The sequence below is a fragment of the Arthrobacter crystallopoietes BAB-32 genome (genome assembly GCF_000328305.2).
In the GTDB taxonomy this organism is placed as follows: domain Bacteria; phylum Actinomycetota; class Actinomycetes; order Actinomycetales; family Micrococcaceae; genus Crystallibacter; species Crystallibacter crystallopoietes_A.
Window position 1 is genome coordinate 1 of sequence record NZ_ANPE02000096.1, and the last position, 17,517, is coordinate 17,517.

12 protein-coding genes and 2 pseudogenes are annotated in these 17,517 nt (G+C 67.4%); 13 read left to right on the plus strand and 1 reads right to left on the minus strand.

Annotated features, from left to right (window positions below; translation table 11 throughout):
* The 6 genes and pseudogenes from D477_RS22620 to D477_RS06995 all read left to right on the plus strand — a co-directional run.
* Positions 1–262 (plus strand): annotated as a pseudogene (locus tag D477_RS22620) (hypothetical protein); the annotation flags it as partial.
* A complete protein-coding gene (locus D477_RS06980; protein ID WP_005268307.1) occupies positions 259–1,413 on the plus strand; it encodes an ABC transporter ATP-binding protein in 1,155 nt (384 codons plus the stop codon). The pseudogene D477_RS22620 and the gene D477_RS06980, both read left to right, overlap by 4 nt.
* A gap of 4 nt (positions 1,414–1,417) precedes the next feature.
* The gene (locus D477_RS23180) at positions 1,418–3,040 is read left to right on the plus strand and encodes a non-ribosomal peptide synthetase (RefSeq protein WP_237740726.1); all 1,623 of its coding nucleotides are present in this window, start codon (positions 1,418–1,420) and stop codon (positions 3,038–3,040) included.
* A gap of 46 nt (positions 3,041–3,086) precedes the next feature.
* The gene (locus D477_RS23185) at positions 3,087–3,974 is read left to right on the plus strand and encodes an acyltransferase family protein (RefSeq protein WP_237740727.1); all 888 of its coding nucleotides are present in this window, start codon (positions 3,087–3,089) and stop codon (positions 3,972–3,974) included.
* A 124-nt stretch (positions 3,975–4,098) separates the two neighbouring features.
* Positions 4,099–4,611, plus strand: a complete 513-nt coding sequence (locus D477_RS06990) for a gluconokinase (protein ID WP_043846022.1) — start codon at positions 4,099–4,101, stop codon at positions 4,609–4,611.
* Between the two features lie 62 nt (positions 4,612–4,673).
* Positions 4,674–6,077 (plus strand): GntP family permease, encoded by a 1,404-nt coding sequence (locus tag D477_RS06995; protein ID WP_005268309.1) that lies wholly within the window; start codon positions 4,674–4,676, stop codon positions 6,075–6,077.
* Between the two features lie 21 nt (positions 6,078–6,098).
* On the opposite strand, the pseudogene D477_RS23845 reads toward D477_RS06995, so the two are convergent.
* Positions 6,099–6,344: pseudogene (locus tag D477_RS23845) on the minus strand (PLDc N-terminal domain-containing protein); the annotation flags it as partial.
* A gap of 396 nt (positions 6,345–6,740) precedes the next feature.
* Here D477_RS23845 and D477_RS21085 point away from each other — a divergent pair.
* From D477_RS21085 to D477_RS07030, 7 genes are all read left to right on the plus strand, one after another.
* Positions 6,741–10,220 (plus strand): chitobiase/beta-hexosaminidase C-terminal domain-containing protein, encoded by a 3,480-nt coding sequence (locus D477_RS21085; protein WP_190273534.1) that lies wholly within the window; start codon positions 6,741–6,743, stop codon positions 10,218–10,220.
* A gap of 371 nt (positions 10,221–10,591) precedes the next feature.
* Positions 10,592–11,827 (plus strand): glycerophosphodiester phosphodiesterase family protein, encoded by a 1,236-nt coding sequence (locus D477_RS07005; protein ID WP_005268311.1) that lies wholly within the window; start codon positions 10,592–10,594, stop codon positions 11,825–11,827.
* 318 nt (positions 11,828–12,145) lie between these two features.
* Complete coding sequence (locus tag D477_RS07010) at positions 12,146–13,360, plus strand: benzoate/H(+) symporter BenE family transporter (RefSeq protein WP_005268312.1); 1,215 nt, start codon at positions 12,146–12,148, stop codon at positions 13,358–13,360.
* Positions 13,361–13,653: 293 nt separating this feature from the next.
* Positions 13,654–15,018 carry a benzoate 1,2-dioxygenase large subunit gene (benA, locus tag D477_RS07015; protein WP_005268313.1) on the plus strand — a complete coding sequence of 455 codons (1,365 nt, stop codon included), beginning with the start codon at positions 13,654–13,656 and terminating at the stop codon, positions 15,016–15,018.
* An 11-nt stretch (positions 15,019–15,029) separates the two neighbouring features.
* Positions 15,030–15,548: a benzoate 1,2-dioxygenase small subunit gene (benB, locus tag D477_RS07020; protein WP_005268314.1), complete on the plus strand. Its 519-nt coding sequence runs from the start codon at positions 15,030–15,032 to the stop codon at positions 15,546–15,548.
* Between the two features lie 66 nt (positions 15,549–15,614).
* Positions 15,615–16,700, plus strand: a complete 1,086-nt coding sequence (benC, locus tag D477_RS07025; RefSeq protein ID WP_005268315.1) for a benzoate 1,2-dioxygenase electron transfer component BenC — start codon at positions 15,615–15,617, stop codon at positions 16,698–16,700.
* Entirely contained in the window at positions 16,697–17,491 is a 795-nt protein-coding gene (locus tag D477_RS07030; protein ID WP_005268316.1) for a 1,6-dihydroxycyclohexa-2,4-diene-1-carboxylate dehydrogenase, read from the plus strand. Before benC ends, D477_RS07030 begins: the two co-directional genes overlap by 4 nt.
* Positions 17,492–17,517: the final 26 nt, after the last annotated feature.

Below are 17,517 nucleotides of genomic sequence, written 5' to 3' on the forward strand. Positions count from 1 at the left end.
GCACCTGCCGCTGGCCCGCCGCGGCGCCGCCGTCGCGCTGCTCCTGGTGGCCATCGACGCCGTCAAGGAACTGCCGATCGTGCTCCTCCTGCGGCCCTTTGGATTCACCACGGTCTCCGTCTGGGTCTATGAGCTGGCCCGCGAGAATTTCTGGGAAAAGGCAGCGCTGCCCGCACTCGGCATTGTCGCAGTGGCTGTCATTCCGGTGTACTTCCTGTTCCGGCGGAGAGCCGGCCTCGGGACCGGGGCGGTAGCACCATGACCTCTCCTCGGCACGGCGCTTCCAGCATTCCGGCGCTGGAGCTCGACGGCGTGAGCAGGCGGTACGGCAAGGTCGCCGCCGCGACGTCCCTCGACCTGACGATCGGCGCCGGCGAACTGGTGACCGTCATCGGTCCCTCCGGATGCGGGAAATCGACGATGCTCAGGCTCATCGCCGGACTCGAGCGGCCGGACGCGGGCAGCATCACCATTGCCGGCGAAACCGCCGCGGACCGGCGGCGGTTCCAGCAGCCGGAACGCCGCCGGGTGGGACTGGTATTCCAGGACCATGCTCTCTTCCCGAACCTGACCGTCGGGAAGAACGTCGCCTTTGGACTGAACCGGACGCCTGCCCGGGAACGGGAGAAGCGCGTCGCCGAGGTGCTGGAACTCGTGCGGCTGGGACATCTGGCCGCCCGCTATCCGCATGAGCTGTCCGGCGGAGAACAACAGCGCGTAGCCCTGGCGCGCGCCCTGGCGCCGCGCCCCGCCGTCGTACTGCTGGACGAACCGTTCTCCAGTCTGGACGAAACCCTGCGCGGACGGGTCCGCGCAGATGTCGTCGCAGTGCTGCGGGAAACCGGAACTACCGGGCTGCTGGTCACCCATGACCAGACGGAAGCGCTGTCGGTCGGCGACCGCGTGGTGGTCATGCGCGATGGCGCCATCGAACAGGTTGACCTCCCCGAGAAGGTCTTCGAACAGCCAGCCACCCGTTTCGTGGCCTCCTTCATGGGGGACGCGGATTTCCTTCCCGCGCACGTCCACAATGCGCTGCTGACCTGCGAGATCGGCGTCGTCTCAACGGTTCCCGGCTGGGCCAACTGCGACGTGGACGTGGACGTGGTCCTCCGGCCGCACGAAGTTGCGCTGTCGCCGGACCCGCAGTCCCCGGCCCGCGTGGTGTCCCTGGAGTACCGGGGCGCCTTCCTGCTCCACCACATCCGCCTGGCCTCGGGGCGCACGCTTCGGTCGTGGCAGCCGCACCAGGTGCGCTACGCCCCCGGAACCCCCGTCAGCGTGACCGTTGCAGCCGGCACGACGCCGACCCTGCTGGCCGGCGACCGTGCAGTCACCGCGCCGCCCAATGGCACCGCCGGCCCCGCCACGCCGTCGTCAATACCTTCTCCCATAGCCACAACATCGAGGTAGTACCTTGTCCATTGCACTGCCGAGCAGGCCCCTGGAAACGGCGGCACCTTCCGTAGCCTTCGCGGCGCAGCTCGCCCGTTTCGCCGACCGTCCTGCCGTCATCACGAATGACGGGACACTCAGCTACCGCCAGCTGGCGGCCCGCGTGGAGGCCGTCGCCGAACGGCTTGGCCCGGTACGGCGGCTGGTGCTGCTTGCGGCGGCCAACGACGTCGACTCCCTGGTGGCCTACCTGGCGGCACTGTCCGCGGGACATCCGCTGGTGCTGGTGCCGGGAGACAAACCGTCCGCCCTGGAGTCGATCAGGGACGCCTTCGACCCGGACGTCATCATGGGCACCGGCGCCGGGAACGGCGAGCCCCGGCTCCAGGAAGTCCGTCCGGCCACCAGGCACCAGCTGCACCCGGACCTCGCGCTCCTGCTGAGCACCTCCGGCTCCACCGGGTCCTCAAAGCTCGTGCGGCTCTCGCACGGCAACCTGCAGGCGAACGCCGGGGCCATCGCCGAGTACCTGCGCATCGGGCCGGCCGACCGGGCCGTCACCACCCTGCCGATGTCGTACTGCTACGGGCTCTCGGTGCTGAACAGCCACCTGCTCACCGGCGCGTCCGTGGTGCTCACCGACCTCTCCGTCGTCGATCCTTGCTTCTGGGACCTGTTCCGCGGCAGGAAGGCAACCTCCTTCGCCGCCGTGCCGTACACCTTCGAACTCCTGGAGCGCGTGGGGTTCGCCGACATGGAGCTGCCGCACCTGCGCTACGTGACGCAGGCCGGCGGGCGCCTGGCACCGGAGCTGGTCCGGCGCTACGCACGGGTGGGCCGGGAGCGGGGCTGGGAGCTGTTCGTTATGTACGGCCAGACCGAGGCCACGGCACGGATGGCCTACCTGCCGCCGTCCCTCGCCGCCGAGAACCCGTCCCGGATCGGTGTGCCCATCCCCGGCGGCAGTTTCCGGATCGACCCGGTGGACGGCCTCGATGACGGCGAACTCGTCTACTCGGGTCCCAACGTCATGCTTGGTTATGCCGAAGAGCCCGCGGACCTCGCCGCCGGCCGCACCGTCTTCGAGCTGCGCACCGGTGACCTGGCCCGCAGGCATCCGGACGGACTGTTCGAGGTGGTGGGACGGCGCAGCCGCTTCATCAAGATCGCGGGCCTGCGCATCGACTTGGGCCGCGTGGAGCAGCTCCTGGCTGACCTGGGCGTGCAGGCCATCAGCGCCGGCACGGACGAGCAGCTGGTGGTCGCCGTGGAGGGGGACCAGGACCCGGGACTGCTGAGGAAGGTGCTGGCCGAGGAGCTGGGCATCCCGCGGGGCGCCCTGAAGATGCATGCCGTGGACCAGCTCCCGCGGCTCGGCAACGGCAAACCGGATTACCAGGCCGTGCTGGCCCTCGCCCGGCCAGCTCCCGCTCCGCAGGAACCCGCGCGCTCCCGGCCGGAAGGGCCGCAGGACGTGCGTGCCATCCTGGCCGAGCAGCTGGAGGTCCCAACGGTCCGGGACACTGACACCTTTGCGTCGCTGGGCGGCGACTCGCTGTCCTATGTGGCGGCGTCGGTCCGCCTCGAGGCCGCGCTCGGCTCGCTGCCGGACGACTGGCACGTGAGGCCCCGTCGCCGAACTTGAGCGGGCGGCGCCAGCGGCCAAGCGGCGGCGGAAGCTGTTTGCGCCGATGGAGTCCAGCATCGTGCTGCGCGCGGTAGCCATCGTCTTTATCGTCAGCACCCATATCGGGCTGTTCCACTGGGAAGGCACAGCCCATGTGCTGCTGGCCGTGGCCGGCTACAACTTCGCACGGTTCCAGCTGCAGGGCGAACGGGCAAAACGGCTGCGCCGCCAACTGACGAGCCTCGCGCGGATCGTCGTACCGAGCGTGGCCTTCATTGCCGTGGCCTACATCCTCACCGACAACTACAGCATTGCCAACATCTTCCTGCTGAACGCGCTGGTAGGTCCCCAGGAAGTCACGCCCGAATGGCATTTCTGGTTCGTTGAGGTCCTGACCTACCTCCTGGTCTGCATGACCGCGCTGCTGGCCGTCCCCGCGGTCTCCCGCCTGGAGCGGCGGTTCCCGTTGGCCTTTCCCCTCGGGCTGACGGCCGCGGGCCTGCTGGGCCGCTTCGAAATCGTCGACCTCGGAGTGCCGAACACCGGTCCCGCCCTGTGGCTGTTCGCCCTGGGGTGGGCCGTGGCCCGCGCGAGGACCGCTGCGCACCGCTGGCTGGTTACCGCTGTCGCACTGTTGTGCATTCCGGGCTTCTTCGACGACCAGCCGCGTGAAATGACGCTGCTGGCCGGGATCCTGGTGCTCGTCTGGCTCCGGACCTTGCCGGTACCCCGGGGCCTGCAACGGCTCACGGTCCTGCTCGCCAGCGCGTCGCTGTACGTGTACCTCACCCACTGGCTCGTCTTCCCGCCCCTGGTCGCCATCCATCCGGCGGTAGCGGTGGCCGCGTCGCTGGTTGCGGGAGTGGCCTACTGGGCGCTGGTCATGCGCTTGCTGGGCCTGAAGCGCCGCTGGGCATCGTCGCCGCCATTCGCCCGGCGAACCCTGGCCTAGGGCACCGCACTCCGCCCGCGGCGCCGGCGGGGTGCGGGTTTGTATTTCGTTTTGTGCCACCGCGGAGTAGCCTCGGGTGCAGCGGCCGGAGGGGCCGTGAGCCGTGGAAGCCGAGGTGGAACCGATGCCGCAGGAACCGACGCATCTGGTGGTGATGGGAGTTTCCGGCTCGGGCAAGTCCACGATCGCCGAGCTGCTCCGCAAGCGGCTGGGCTGGGATTTCGCCGAAGCGGACGAGTTCCATCCGGAGGCGAATATCCGGAAGATGACGCAGGGAACGGCACTGACCGACGAGGACCGCTGGCCGTGGCTGCGCGCCATGCAGGCCTGGATGACCGAGCATGCGGCGGTGGGGGAGAGCACGATCGTCACCTGCTCAGCGCTGAAACGGACGTACCGCGACCTGCTCAGGGAAGCGGACGGCGTCGTACTTTTTGTCCATCTCGACGGCGACCCGGCCGTGATCGGGGAACGGATGGAGCACCGCTCCGGGCATTTCATGCCCAAGAGCCTGCTGCCCGACCAGCTCAACACACTGGAACCGCTGGCGCCGGATGAGGGCGGGATCCGCGTGTCGATCGAGCAAACCCCTGAGGAAATCGCCAACGAGACTTTGGAGCGGCTGGGCCTGGCCTAGCCGCTCCGCCATTTTGGAGAACCGGGCGAAGCCGCCGCGGCGGCCGAAGAGAGAGGCAATCCATGGTTATCGAAGGCTGGACCCAAACCCTCGGCGCCGGACCGCTGCTGCTGATTGCAGCGCTGGCCGTTGCGCTCCTGCTGTTCCTGATCATGAAGCTGCGGATGCACGCCTTCGTGGCGCTGATCCTGGTCAGCCTGCTCACCGTGTTCGCCACCGGGATCCCGGCCGGCGAGGCCGTGCCGGTGCTGCTGTCCGGCTTCGGCTCCACGCTGGCTTCGGTGGCGCTGCTGGTGGGCCTGGGCGCGATGCTCGGCCGGATCGTGGAAGTCTCCGGCGGCGCGCATGTGCTGGCGAACTACCTGATCAACTTGTTCGGCGAGAAGCGGGCGCCGTTCGCGCTGGGCCTGGCGTCGCTGATCTTCGGCTTCCCGATCTTTTTCGACGCCGGCCTGGTGGTCATGCTGCCGGTGGTCTTCTCCGTGGCCCGGCACTTGGGCGGCGGGGTGCTCCGGTACGGGCTGCCGGCCGCGGGCGCGTTCTCGGTCATGCACATCTACGTGCCGCCGCATCCCGGCCCGGTCACCGCGTCCGAGTTCTTCAACGCCAATGTCGGCCTGGTGATCCTGGTCGGCCTGGTCGTGGCGATCCCCACCTGGTACGTCACCAGCTACTTGTACGGCCTGTGGGCGGGTAAGAAGTTCGTGCTGCCGGTGCCGGAATTGCTCGGCGAGGCGGACGAGGAGGCCGAAGCCAACCCGCCGAAGTTCGGCACGGTGGTGGGCGTCCTGCTGCTGCCGCTGGTCCTGATTTTCCTCAACACTGGCCTCAACACGCTGGCCACCGCCGGCGTGGTTCCCGAAACAGCGGCCGAACAGCCATGGTTCACCATCCTGCGCGCCATCGGCGAAACTCCGGTGGCGCTGCTCATCGCCCTGCTCGTGGCCGCGCTGGTGCTGGGCACCCGCCGCGGCGTGGAAAAGAATGTGATCGAGAAGATCATGGAATCCGCCCTGGGCCCGGTCTGTTCGGTCATCCTGATCACCGGTGCCGGCGGCATGTTCGGCGGTGTGCTGCGCACTTCCGGGATCGGCGACGCGCTCGCGGACGTGCTGGGGGACGTCGGCATTCCGCTGATCCTCGCGGGCTTCCTGATTTCGGCGATCCTGCGCGTGGCCCAGGGTTCGGCCACGGTGGCGCTAACGACGGCGGCGGGCCTGATTGCGCCTGCCGTTTCCGCTGCGGGATACAACGGCTTCCAGTTGGCCACGCTCGTGGTGGCCGTGGCTGCCGGTTCGGTCGTGGCTTCGCACGTAAACGACTCGGGCTTCTGGCTGGTGGGCCGGTTCATGAACATGGACGTCAAGACCACGCTGAAGACCTGGACCGTCATGGAAACCACCATCGGCGTCATAGGCTTCGGCATCGCCGCGGGAGTGTTCGCGCTGGCCTCGATCGGCGGCTAGGGAACGGCCGAACCAGCAGGCCGCGCCGAGCACTGGGAGGGCGAGCACCAGCAGGAGCCAGGCGGCCTTCGCGCCGCCTGGCTTCGACATGCGGTGGACGCTGATGAGCGCCCCGATGCCAAGTGCCAGGGCGAACGGCCCGGCGCAGACCAGGACCACGATCCATAGCATCGGATCGAACTCCACGCTGTCCCCCTTCATGCAGCCGGGCAGCCGCCTCGACCGGCGGTGCTGTCGATGGCTAGCTTGTGCCAAGAGCATAAGCATCCGGTATGGACCTTGGCATCGGCCTGAGGTATGAGATCCGCCTGGTCCCGTGGGGCCATGCCGTTAAACGAGAAGCACCGGCCGGCAAGAACGTTGGGGGGAATTCCTGCCGGCCGGTGCCTCATCACTCGCACTCTTCAAGAGGTGTTTCCACAGTAGGACGGCCGGTTGGGAGAAACCTCGGCGAAACCTGTTAAAACGCTGTGGATCCCGGCCTGCGGGGCCTCGGGCAGAAGTGCAAGGATTTTCCAGCGTCGGCTGACCAAGGTGGAGGGCATGGAGCCGGAGCCGTCCAGCCCGCTCCTTCAGGGGTCATTCGCACAAGGGGGATTCATGGCGCTTCATGCGGCAGAAAGGCGCGGCAGGCCAGCCGTGCATGCACACTTCCGGCGCCGGGTGGCAGCAGTGGCTGCCACCGGCGCTGTTGTCGTTTCCGGACTGGGAATCCTGCCGCCAGCGGTGGCCCAGTCCGGAGGCGGCCTCGCACCGACATCGCTCGCCGGGATGCTGCCGGCGGCGCTGAACACCGCACCCGACGGGGTGGGGCCAATCAACCCGAACAACGGCTACCCGTACTGGTACGGCGACGCCGGCAACGCCGAGCAGGGGCTGGATCCGGTACGGCTCGAGCTGTGCCTGGACGCGGTCAACTGCCCTGTTGTGGGTGAATACGACAACACCGCGCCGCTGTCGATCCCGGGAAACTTCCCGGAGGAGTCCTTCTGGTGGTCCGGTGAAGCATCGATGGACCTGCCCGGCGGCGGCGAAGCCATTCTCGTGATGGCGCAGGAAGCGGCCTTCGGCGGTGCCGGAGGGGTTGCCGCGGGTCAGCAGAACGGCTTTGCCCGGCTTCGCATCCGCATTGACGACGGCGTGCCGGGCCAGACCTACACCGTCACCCATCCGTACGGTGTCAATGAAGTGACAGCGGACGAACGCGGCAGGGTCCGCTTCACCGAAGATATTGGCTGCCTGCAGCAACCCTGCACGTGGGAAGAGCCGTTGAACGGCAGCATTGGGCCGTTCCTGCGGTGGGACCCGGCCTTCGAACCGGCCGCGCCGGAGGGCTTCATCGGCGATCCGAACGTCGAACACCAGGTGGTCGGCAGCCCGAACGGCACCAACTTCTTCAAGGTCGAAGGAGTCTTCACCGAGGGCGGTTCGGTCGAAAGCGCCGAGACGGACCTGTTCGCCGTGCAAGGCAAGATCGCCACCCTGGAAGCGGGCGTGGACAAACCCGGCGGCCTCTACAACTTCGCCCAGGAGGTGAAGATCTACACGTCCTTCCCGGACGAGGCCAAGATTGTCTACACGATTGACGGCACCGACCCGCAGGTGGACGAAACAGGCGCGCTGGTGAACGGCGTCGAGTACGTTCCCGAAGCCGGGAACAAGGACGCCGGCGCCATCGTGTCCCTGGACACCCCGGGGCTGACGACGCTGAAGTACATCGGCGTCGACCTGGCCACCGGCGAAGCCACTGAGATCTACACCGAGGAGTATGAACTCGATGCCACCCGGCCGTGGATCGAAGCAGCCCCCGTCAGTACGGCGGACGCTCCGCTGGCAGGGCCGCAGAGGGTCACGCTGACCGGCACGACGCAGGACGGCAGTACTCCGGACATTTTCTACACCCTGGACGGCAGCTCTCCGTCCTTCACTGAGGACGGCGAACCGATCGGTACCACGCGGCTCTACGCCGAACCGTTCGTCATCGCTAATTCGTTGACGATGCGGGCCGTTTCGGTGGATGCCAATGGGGTCGCCGGCGAGACCCGCTCCTTCCCCTACAAGATCCACAACCTGAAGGCCATCGGCCCCGAGGGCGACCACGGTTTCCCGATGTGGCTGGAAGACAATGGCTGGGAAGGCCAGGAGCCAGTCCGGCTCGAGCTTTGCCTGGACGATCCGCTTTGCCCGATCGTCGACGTGCTGCCCGATCCAACCCAGCCGGCGTCCTTCCCGAACAACTTCCCGGGCGAGGCCTTCTGGTGGGCTGCGGAGGCCGAGATGGTGATCGGTGGCGAGGATGTCCAACTGACACTGGCCTCCGAGGCCGCATTCGCGGCCGAGGAAGTGCGCGACGGCGACCAGGTCGCCTTCGGGCGCATCCGGGTCCGCGGCGACGAGGTCTTCGAACCCGGGGCAACCTACCGCATCACGCATCCCTACGGCGTGCTCGAAGTGGCAGCGGATGAAGCCGGCGACATCAACTTCACCGAGGATCTGGGCAGCATGAATGGCAACGGCGATTTCACGCCGCTGCTTGAGGCCAAGATCGGCCCGTTCCTGCGCTGGACCGAAGGTGCGCCGGCCGGTTACCTGGGCGACGGCACTACGCCGCACGCCGTCGTCGGAAGTCCCTATGACACGAACTTCTTCCGAATCGAGCAGCTGACCGACGCTTCCGGCGCAGAGCTGGGTTCGCCAGAGGTGCTTGGCGAAACAGGCGACTTCATTGTCCAGGGCCGCACCGAGGGCGCGGTAGCGCCGGAGCCCGCGGCCGCCACGGCCAGCGTGGCGGGCGGCACCTTCGCTGCACCGCAGACCGTGGAGCTGACAGCGGATCCTGCCGGGGCACAGATCTTCTTCACCACGGACGGAACCGATCCGGACACGGACAGCACGCTGTACACCGGCCCGATCGAGATCGCCACCGAGGGCACCACGACGCTGAAGTTCATTACCTTCAACGGTGTGGCCTCCGAGGTGTTCACGGAGACCTACACCCTGGACCTGACGGCTCCAACGGTTACGGCCGATCCGGCAGGCGGCACGCTCGCCGCGGGCGCGCTCGTGACGCTGGCTGCCAGCGAGGGCGCTGCCATCTACTACACACTGGACGGATCAGAGCCCACCAATCAGAGCCTGCTCTACACCGAGCCGATGCAGGTCACCGGCGCCAGCACGCTGCGCGCCATCGCGATCGATGCGGCCGGCAACAGCAGCGAAATCGGCGCGTGGACGTTCGAAGGCAGCGGCGGTCCGGGCGAGGAGAATCCCGGCGAACCCGGCGAGGAGACTCCGGGTGAACCCGGCGAGGAGACTCCGGGCGAACCTGGCGAGGAGACTCCGGGCGAAACCCCGGGGACCGGCAATGGCCGGATCTCCGACAACCGCGACTTCGACGGGGACAACAATCCCGACGTGCTCGCCACGGACCGCTCCGGCAGGCTGTGGCTCTACCCGGGCAACGGCGAGGGCCGCATGATGAAGAGGGTGCAGATCGGCACCGGCTGGAACGCCATGTCGCAGGTCTTCAGCCCGGGCAACTTCGACGGCGACGGCGGCATGGACTTGCTGGCCCGCGATCGGGGCGGCAACCTGTGGCTCTACCCTGGCGACGGCGAGGGCGGCTGGCTGAAGAAGGTGCTCGTCGGCAAGGGCGGCTGGAACAGCATGACCGAGATCTTCGGCGCCGGTGATTTCGACGGCGACGGCAGCGCGGATGTTCTCGCGCGGCACAAGAACGGCAATCTGTGGCTCTACCCGGGCGACGGCGAGGGTGGCTGGCTTGCCAAGAGGATCGTCGGCCATGGTGGCTGGAACAGCATGACCGAGATCTTCAGCCCCGGTGATTTCGACGACGACGGCAGCGCGGATGTTCTCGCGCGGCACAAGAACGGCAATCTGTGGCTCTACCCGGGCGACGGCGATGGCGGCTGGCTTGCCAAGAGGATCGTCGGCCATGGTGGCTGGAACAGCATGACCACCATCTTCAGCTCGGGCGACTTCGACGGCGACGGCAACGTTGACGTGCTCGCCCGGCACAAGAACGGCAACCTGTGGCTCTACCCGGGCAACGGCGACGGCGGCTGGCTTCTCAAGAAGATCATCGGCAAGGGCGGCTGGAACAGCATGAACGGCATCTTCTAGCCTCACTGCCTAACACCAGCGGCGTACCATCCGGCGGGGTCCCTGTCCACAAGGGCAGGGGCCCCGCCCTTGCCATGTCCCGACAACGGGAAACTCCGGACAAGGGGAAACCCCGGCGGCCAGGAGATGGGGGAAGCTCCTGGCCACCGGGGTTTCAATCACTCGCACCTTGATGAGGTAATTCCAATGTAGGCAAACAGTTTGGGGAATCCCGGAGTGCCACCTGTTAAAACGCTGGAAATCCAGCCGCGAACGTCCGCACACGCTTCGTTTCACCCTGAATTCACGGGGAGTTGGCTTTCCCGACGGCCTCGGCTGTGAGCATCAAGCAAGGGGGGAATATCCGCCAGAACGAAGGATTTGGACAACCCATGCCATCTCGCTTGACCAAGACACCGACCAGCTCGGCCGCTGCCGCCGCCGTGGGACTGACCCTGTTCGCCGCACCGGCCACCGCCCAGGAAGCACCGGAGGAAGCGGCCGAAGCCACTGCCGCCAACTCGCCGCTGATGATCGGCCACCGCGGCGCTGCCGGCACCGCCCCGGAAAACACCGTGGCCGCATTCAAGGACGGCCGCGCCTCGGGCGCTGACTTCTTCGAGATCGACGTCCAGCTCAGCAAGGACGGCGTGCCGTTCCTGTTCCACGACGACACCCCGGCCCGCACCACCAACGTGGAAGAGGTCTTCCCGGAGCGCGCCAACGACCCGATTACCTCCTTCACCTGGACCGAACTGCAGCAGCTCGACGCCGGCTCCTACTTCAGCGAGGAATTCGACGGCGAGCGCATCCCGCACCTGGACGACGCAGCGAAGGTCGCCACCATCAACACCGGCATCTACATCGAGATCAAGTCCCCGAAGAACTCCCCGGGCATCGAGCAGGTCGTCGCCGACGAGCTGCGCACCGACGCCAAGTGGAAGAAGCTCGTGGACGCGGACAAGATCCAGGTGCTCAGCTTCGATGAGGCCTCCAACCGCAAGTTCGCGGACATCGCCCCGGAGATCGAGCTGCAGCAGCTCTCCAGCAAGGTGCCCGGACCGGAAGTCCTCGCGGAATGGGCCACCTTCGCCGATTCCGTCGGCACCAACTACCGCACCCTGACCGCGCAGAACGTGGCGGACACCAAGGCCGCCGGCCTCATCATCGGCGTCTACACCGCCAACTCGCCGGAAGCCGTCCAGCACTCCATCGATCTCGGCGTCGATGCGGTCACCGGCGACTTCCCGATCCAGACCATGCGCTACCTGGATGGACAGAAGCCCTTCCCCGCAGCCACCGGCATCGAGATCGCGGACGCCGTCAACAACCCGGCCGGCAGCGACCTCCAGCCCGAGACCGGCGAGCATGTCGTCCTGCGCAACACCACGGACCGTGCCATCGACGCCAGCGGCTACATCATCCGCGATGCCGCCAACAACATCCTGACCGTCGGCGAGGGCTACGTGCTCGAGCCGGGCGCGGAGCTGCGCGTCTACACCGGCCCCGGCACCAATGCCGCGGATGCATACTACAACGGCGGCGACGCCAACGTGCTGAACAACACCGGCGACTCCATCGCCCTCTGGAGCCCGGAGGGCAACCTGCAGGACGTCTTCGGCAACTAGCCGGCAGACTGCGCCACCCCTACCAGCGGCCGCAGCCTATCGTCCGTTCCACTAACGACGGCGGTGCCTGCCACCGGTTCTTCTCCCTACCTTAAGGTGCGGGAAAGGAACTCCGGCAGGCACCGCCGTCGTACTCCCGGTCCACATTTTCCCGGGTACTCCCCCGTTGTACTCCCGGTCCACACTTCCCGGTATTCTCCCGTCCTACTTTCCCCGGCGTCCGGCCCGGGCAATTGACTAGGAAACGTGCGGGAATTGCGGCTGCAGCGCTGACAGCCGTTGGCCCGGGGGAGGGCGGCGGCTAGGGTCGGCAGCATTATGGCGCTGACTGATTCCCAGACCGAACGCGACCGGCTGCCGCTGCATTCGGCCATGTCCCTCTCCGCTGTGCTGGCCGGCCTGGTGGCGGTGGCGGTTTCCTATGCCGGCCCGCTGCTGGTGGTGCTCGAGGCCGCCAAGAGCGCCGGATTGACCGGGGCGCAGACGACCTCGTGGGTCTGGGCGGTGTCGATTGCCAGCGGCCTGGTGTGCACCGTGCTGAGCCTGGCGACGCGCCAGCCGGTGATGGTCGCCTGGTCGGTGCCCGGCGCGGCACTGCTTCTGACCGCGCTGGGGAACTACTCGTACGCGGAAGCCATCGGCGCCTACATCGTTGCCGGGGCGCTCGGCGCGGTCCTGGGCATCTCCGGGCTGTTCGGCCGGCTGCTGGCGGCGGTACCGAAGCCCATCCTTGCGGCCGTGCTGGCCGGGATCCTGCTGCCCTTCGTCGTCGGGGCCGCCGGCGCGGTGATGGCTTCGCCGCTGGTTGCCGGGGGACTGGTGCTGGCCTACCTCGCCGGCAAGCGGTTCCTGCCCCGGTACGCGGTCTTCGTGGCGCTCGCCGCGGGCACCGTCCTCGGGATCGCCAGCGGGGAGATCGCCGCGCCCCGGCTCGCGCTGTCCCTGTCCGGACCGCTCTGGACCGCGCCGGAATTCAGCCTCACGGCGATCATGGGGATTTCCGTGCCGCTGCTGATCGTGACCATGGCCGGCCAGAACGGTCCGGGCCTGGCCATGATGCTCAGCAGCGGCTACCGGCCGAATGACCGCCTGCTGCTGGGCGCCTCCGGCGTAATGTCGGTGCTGTTCGCGCCGTTCGGCTCGCACGCGATCAACCTCGCCGCGATCACTGCAGGCATCTGCTCCGGCCCCGAGGCGCACGAGGATCCGCGGCGCCGCTACGTCGCCGGAATGGCGTGCGGCGTCTTCTACCTGGTCTTCGGGACCTTCAGCGCCGCCGTCGTCTCGCTATTCGCCGCCGTCCCGGGACCGATGCTGACCGCGCTCGCCGGTGTCGCGCTGCTTGGCGCCCTGCAGGGCGCGGTCCGGGATGCCGTGACCGCGGAACACGCTTCCCCGGCCGTGCTCGAAGCCGCGCTGATCACCCTGGTGGTTACGGCGTCGGGCGTGGAACCCCTGGGCATTGTCTCGCCCTTCTGGGGCTGCCTCGCCGGTGCGGCCGCCCTCCTGCTGTTGCGCCGCCGTCGCCCCTGACCCCGGCGCAGGAACTCAACCGCACGCAACCCATCTGCCCGGACCCCCGTCCGTCCGGAAACCCATCTGCCCGGGCCCCCGTCCGTCCGCAACCCCGGAAGCTGAGGCCTCCGGGGTTCTTCCGTCTCCCGGGACGCCTGGTCCAGCCGACCGAACGTTCGGCTACCCCCTTGCCCGGGACTAGGCAAATGTCCGGTGCGACGTGGATCACATGCTTGGCAGGGTTGATGGTGGGATTTTTACCGGCGGGCAGGAAGCCACCGGGCAACGAGGCCCAGCTGAATGGAGTGATCATGACCGAGACCTTGGACAACGTCCGCACCCACCTCGAGGACGCCCTGATCGATGACCCCGAGAACGGGATCTACCGGGCGAAGCGGAGCATCTTCACCGATGAGGAAATTTTCGAACTCGAGATGAAGCACATCTTCGAGGGGAACTGGGTCTACCTTGCGCACGAAAGCCAGATCCCGAACGTCGGCGACTACTTCACCACGTACATTGGCCGCACGCCGGTGGTCATCTCGCGCAGCAAGGACGGCGAACTGAACTGCCTGGTCAACGCATGCAGCCACCGCGGTGCGATGCTCTGCCGGAGGAAGACGGACAACCGGACCAATTTCACCTGCCCCTTCCACGGCTGGACCTTCACGAACAAGGGCAAGCTGCTCAAGGTCAAGGATTCGCGCGACGCGGGCTACCCGGAGCAGTTCAACAAGGAGGGCTCGCACGACCTGACCAAGGTTGCGCGGTTCGAGTCCTACCGGGGCTTCCTCTTCGGCTCGCTCAAGGAAGACGTGAAGCCGCTGGAGGAGCACCTCGGCGATGCGGCGAAGATCATCGACATGATGGTGGACCAGTCACCCGAAGGCCTTGAGGTGCTGCGCGGCTCCTCCACCTACACCTACGACGGGAACTGGAAGGTCCAGGCCGAGAACGGCGCCGACGGCTACCACGTCTCGGCGACGCACTGGAATTACGCGGCGACCACCTCGCGGCGCGGTACCGGCGAGTCGACGAACGAAACCAAGGCGATGGATGCCGGCACCTGGGGCAAACAGGGCGGTGGCTACTACTCCTTCGACCATGGACACCTGCTGCTCTGGATGTGGTGGGGCAACCCGGAGGACCGCCCGCTGTTCGAGCGCCGGCAGGAGTTGGCGGACGAGTTCGGGGCCGAGCAGGCCGAGTTCATGGTGGGCGCTTCGCGCAACCTGTGCGTCTACCCGAACGTCTACCTGATGGACCAGTTCTCCTCCCAGATCCGCCATTTCCGCCCCATCTCCGTGGACCAGACCGAGGTAACCATCTACTGCATCGCGCCCAAGGGCGAATCCGACGCGGCGCGGGCCAACCGCATCCGGCAGTACGAGGACTTCTTCAACGCCTCCGGCATGGCGACCCCGGACGACCTGGAGGAGTTCCGGTCCTGCCAGAAGACCTACCTGGCCGATTCGGCGAAGTGGAACGACCTCAGCCGCGGCGCAACCCACCAGGTCACCGGCGCCGACGAGCAGGCCAAGAAGATCGGACTGAACCCGATCTCCAGCGGTGCCAAAACCGAAGACGAGGGCCTCTATCCGGTCCAGCATGGCTACTGGCTGGACACCATGCGCAAGGCCGTGGAGGCCGAGGCCGCCGAGAAGAACAACCGCTAAGGAGCAGCGACGTGACCGCAACCATCGACCAGGCCTCGGCGACCATCACGCTCGAGCAGATCCAGCAGTTCCTCTACCGCGAAGCCCGCTTCCTCGATGACCGGGAATTCGAGAAATGGATTGACTGCTACCACCCCAGCGCCGAGTTCTGGATGCCGGCCTGGGACGACAACGACGAGCTCACCGAGGACCCGCAGCGCGAAATCTCGCTGATCTACTACTCGAACCGCGGCGGCATCGAGGACCGCGTCTTCCGGATCCGCACTGACCGCTCCAGCGCCACCAGCCTGCCGGAGCCGCGGACGGGGCACAACATCACCAACGTCGAAATCATCGAACAGCGCGGCACCGAAGTAGACATCCGCTTCAACTGGTTCACGCTCTACTACCGGTACAACAACGTGGACACGTACTTCGGAACCTCCTTCTACACGATCGATTGCAGCGGCACGCAGCCGGTGATCCTCAAGAAGAAGGTCGTGCTGAAGAACGACTACATCCACCACGTCGTGGACATCTACCACATCTGATTCGCAGCGCCCGGTCCGCCGGGCGCCCAGCAGCACCCACGAGCCTTTCCAGAAATGAGTTCCCCCATGTCCTACCAAGTAGCGCTCACTTTCGAAGACGGCCTGACCCGCTTCATCAAGTGCAACAGCAACGAAACCGTCGCGGACGCGGCGTACAAGGCCCGCATCAACATCCCGCTGGACTGCCGGGACGGCGCCTGCGGCACCTGCAAGGCCCTGTGCGAGTCCGGAAGCTACGACGGCGGCGACTACATCGAGGAAGCACTGACCGACGACGAAGCGGACAACGGCTTCTGCCTGCCCTGCCAGATGGTGCCGGAGTCGGACCTGGTGCTGCAGATCTCCGGCACCGCCGAGATGGCCAAGACCGGCGCGCAGACGTTCAGCGCGACCATCCTGGACCTGCACTGGTTTGCCGACAACACCGCCGCGCTGACCCTCGGCATCGAGGACCGGGCCGCCCTCGGCTTCCTCCCGGGGCAGTACATGAACGTCTCGGTTCCCGGGACCGACGCGGTCCGCTCTTACTCATTCAGCAGCGGCCCGGACGAGGACCAGCTGAAGTTCCTCATCCGCACCGCGCCGGACGGAGCCATGACCACCTATCTGAAGGAGCGGGCCCAGGTCGGCGACCGGCTCGAGCTGGCCGGCCCGATGGGCAGCTTCTTCCTGCGCGAGTTCAAGCGGCCCGCCTTGATGCTGGCCGGCGGAACCGGGATCGCACCGCTGCTGTCCATGCTGGAGAAGGCCGCGGCCGCCGGAGGCAAGCTGCCCCATCCGGTGCACCTGGTCTATGGCGTGACGTTCGACAAGGACCTGGTGGAGCTGGACAAGCTGGAGCACTACGCCTCCGTCCTCGACGGCTTCACCTTCGACTACTGCGTTGCGGACCCGGACAGCACCGCGGAGAAGAAGGGCTACGTCACCGCGTACATCGAAGAAGGACACCTGAACGACGGCGATGTGGACGTTTACCTGTGCGGCCCGCCTGCCATGGTGGATGCGGTGCGCAAGTACTGGGACCAGCAGGGCATCGTCCCGGCCAACTTCTACTACGAGCGGTTCGCCGTCGGCGCCGCCGGGGACGCCAAGGACACCGGCGAAGAACCTTCTGCGGCACGCGAGCTGGCGGCAGCCGGAGCCGCGCGGTGAGCCTGGGCTACGCCCGGGAGCGGTTTGCCGGCAAGGCCGTGGTGATCACCGGCGCCGCCCAGGGCATCGGGCTGGCCGTGGCCGAGCGGATCGCCGCCGAGTCCGGCGCGCTGATGCTCGTTGACCGCTCCGAGCTGGTGCACGAGGTGGCGGAGAAGCTCGCGGCTTCCGGCGTGGACGCCCGCAGCATCACCGCGGACCTGGAGGAGTACGCCGGGGCCGCAGCGGCCATCGCCGCCGCCGTGGATGCCTTCGGCCGGATCGACGTGCTGATCAACAACGTCGGCGGCACCATCTGGGCCAAGCCGTACCAGGAGTACGAACCGGAGCAGATCGACCGGGAGATCCGCCGCTCGCTCTTTCCCACCCTCTACACATGCCGGGCCGCCGCGCCGGAGCTGATCCGGCAGGGCTCGGGCGTCATCGTCAACGTCTCCTCGGTGGCCACGCGCGGCATCAACCGGGTTCCCTATGCGGCGGCCAAGGGCGGTGTCGGCGCCATCACTGCCTCGCTGGCCCTGGAGCTCGCACCGCACGGCATCCGCGTGGCGGCCACCGCCCCGGGCGGCACCGACGCTCCCGAACGGCGGGTCAAGCGCGGCCCGGCCCCGGACGGCGAGCAGGAACAGGCCTGGTACCAGCAGATCGTGGACCAGACCGTGGCGTCCTCGCTGCTCAAGCGCTACGGCAGCCTGGCCGAGCAGGCCGCCGCCATCACCTTCCTGGCTTCGGACGAAGCCTCCTACATCACCGGCACGGTCCTGCCCGTGGCCGGCGGCGACCAAGGTTGAGCCTTGCCGCCGGCGGCCACACCAGC

Bases quoted from the DNA above. Each gene is read 5' to 3' on its own strand.
- D477_RS06980 (WP_005268307.1), top strand. From the start codon at position 259: ATGACCTCTCCTCGGCACGGCGCTTCCAGCATTCCGGCGCTGGAGCTC.
- D477_RS23185 (WP_237740727.1), top strand. From the start codon at position 3,087: ATGGAGTCCAGCATCGTGCTGCGCGCGGTAGCCATCGTCTTTATCGTC.
- D477_RS06990 (WP_043846022.1), top strand. From the start codon at position 4,099: ATGCCGCAGGAACCGACGCATCTGGTGGTGATGGGAGTTTCCGGCTCG.
- D477_RS06995 (WP_005268309.1), top strand. From the start codon at position 4,674: ATGGTTATCGAAGGCTGGACCCAAACCCTCGGCGCCGGACCGCTGCTG.
- D477_RS07005 (WP_005268311.1), top strand. From the start codon at position 10,592: ATGCCATCTCGCTTGACCAAGACACCGACCAGCTCGGCCGCTGCCGCC.
- D477_RS07010 (WP_005268312.1), top strand. From the start codon at position 12,146: ATGGCGCTGACTGATTCCCAGACCGAACGCGACCGGCTGCCGCTGCAT.
- benA (WP_005268313.1), top strand. From the start codon at position 13,654: ATGACCGAGACCTTGGACAACGTCCGCACCCACCTCGAGGACGCCCTG.
- benC (WP_005268315.1), top strand. From the start codon at position 15,615: ATGTCCTACCAAGTAGCGCTCACTTTCGAAGACGGCCTGACCCGCTTC.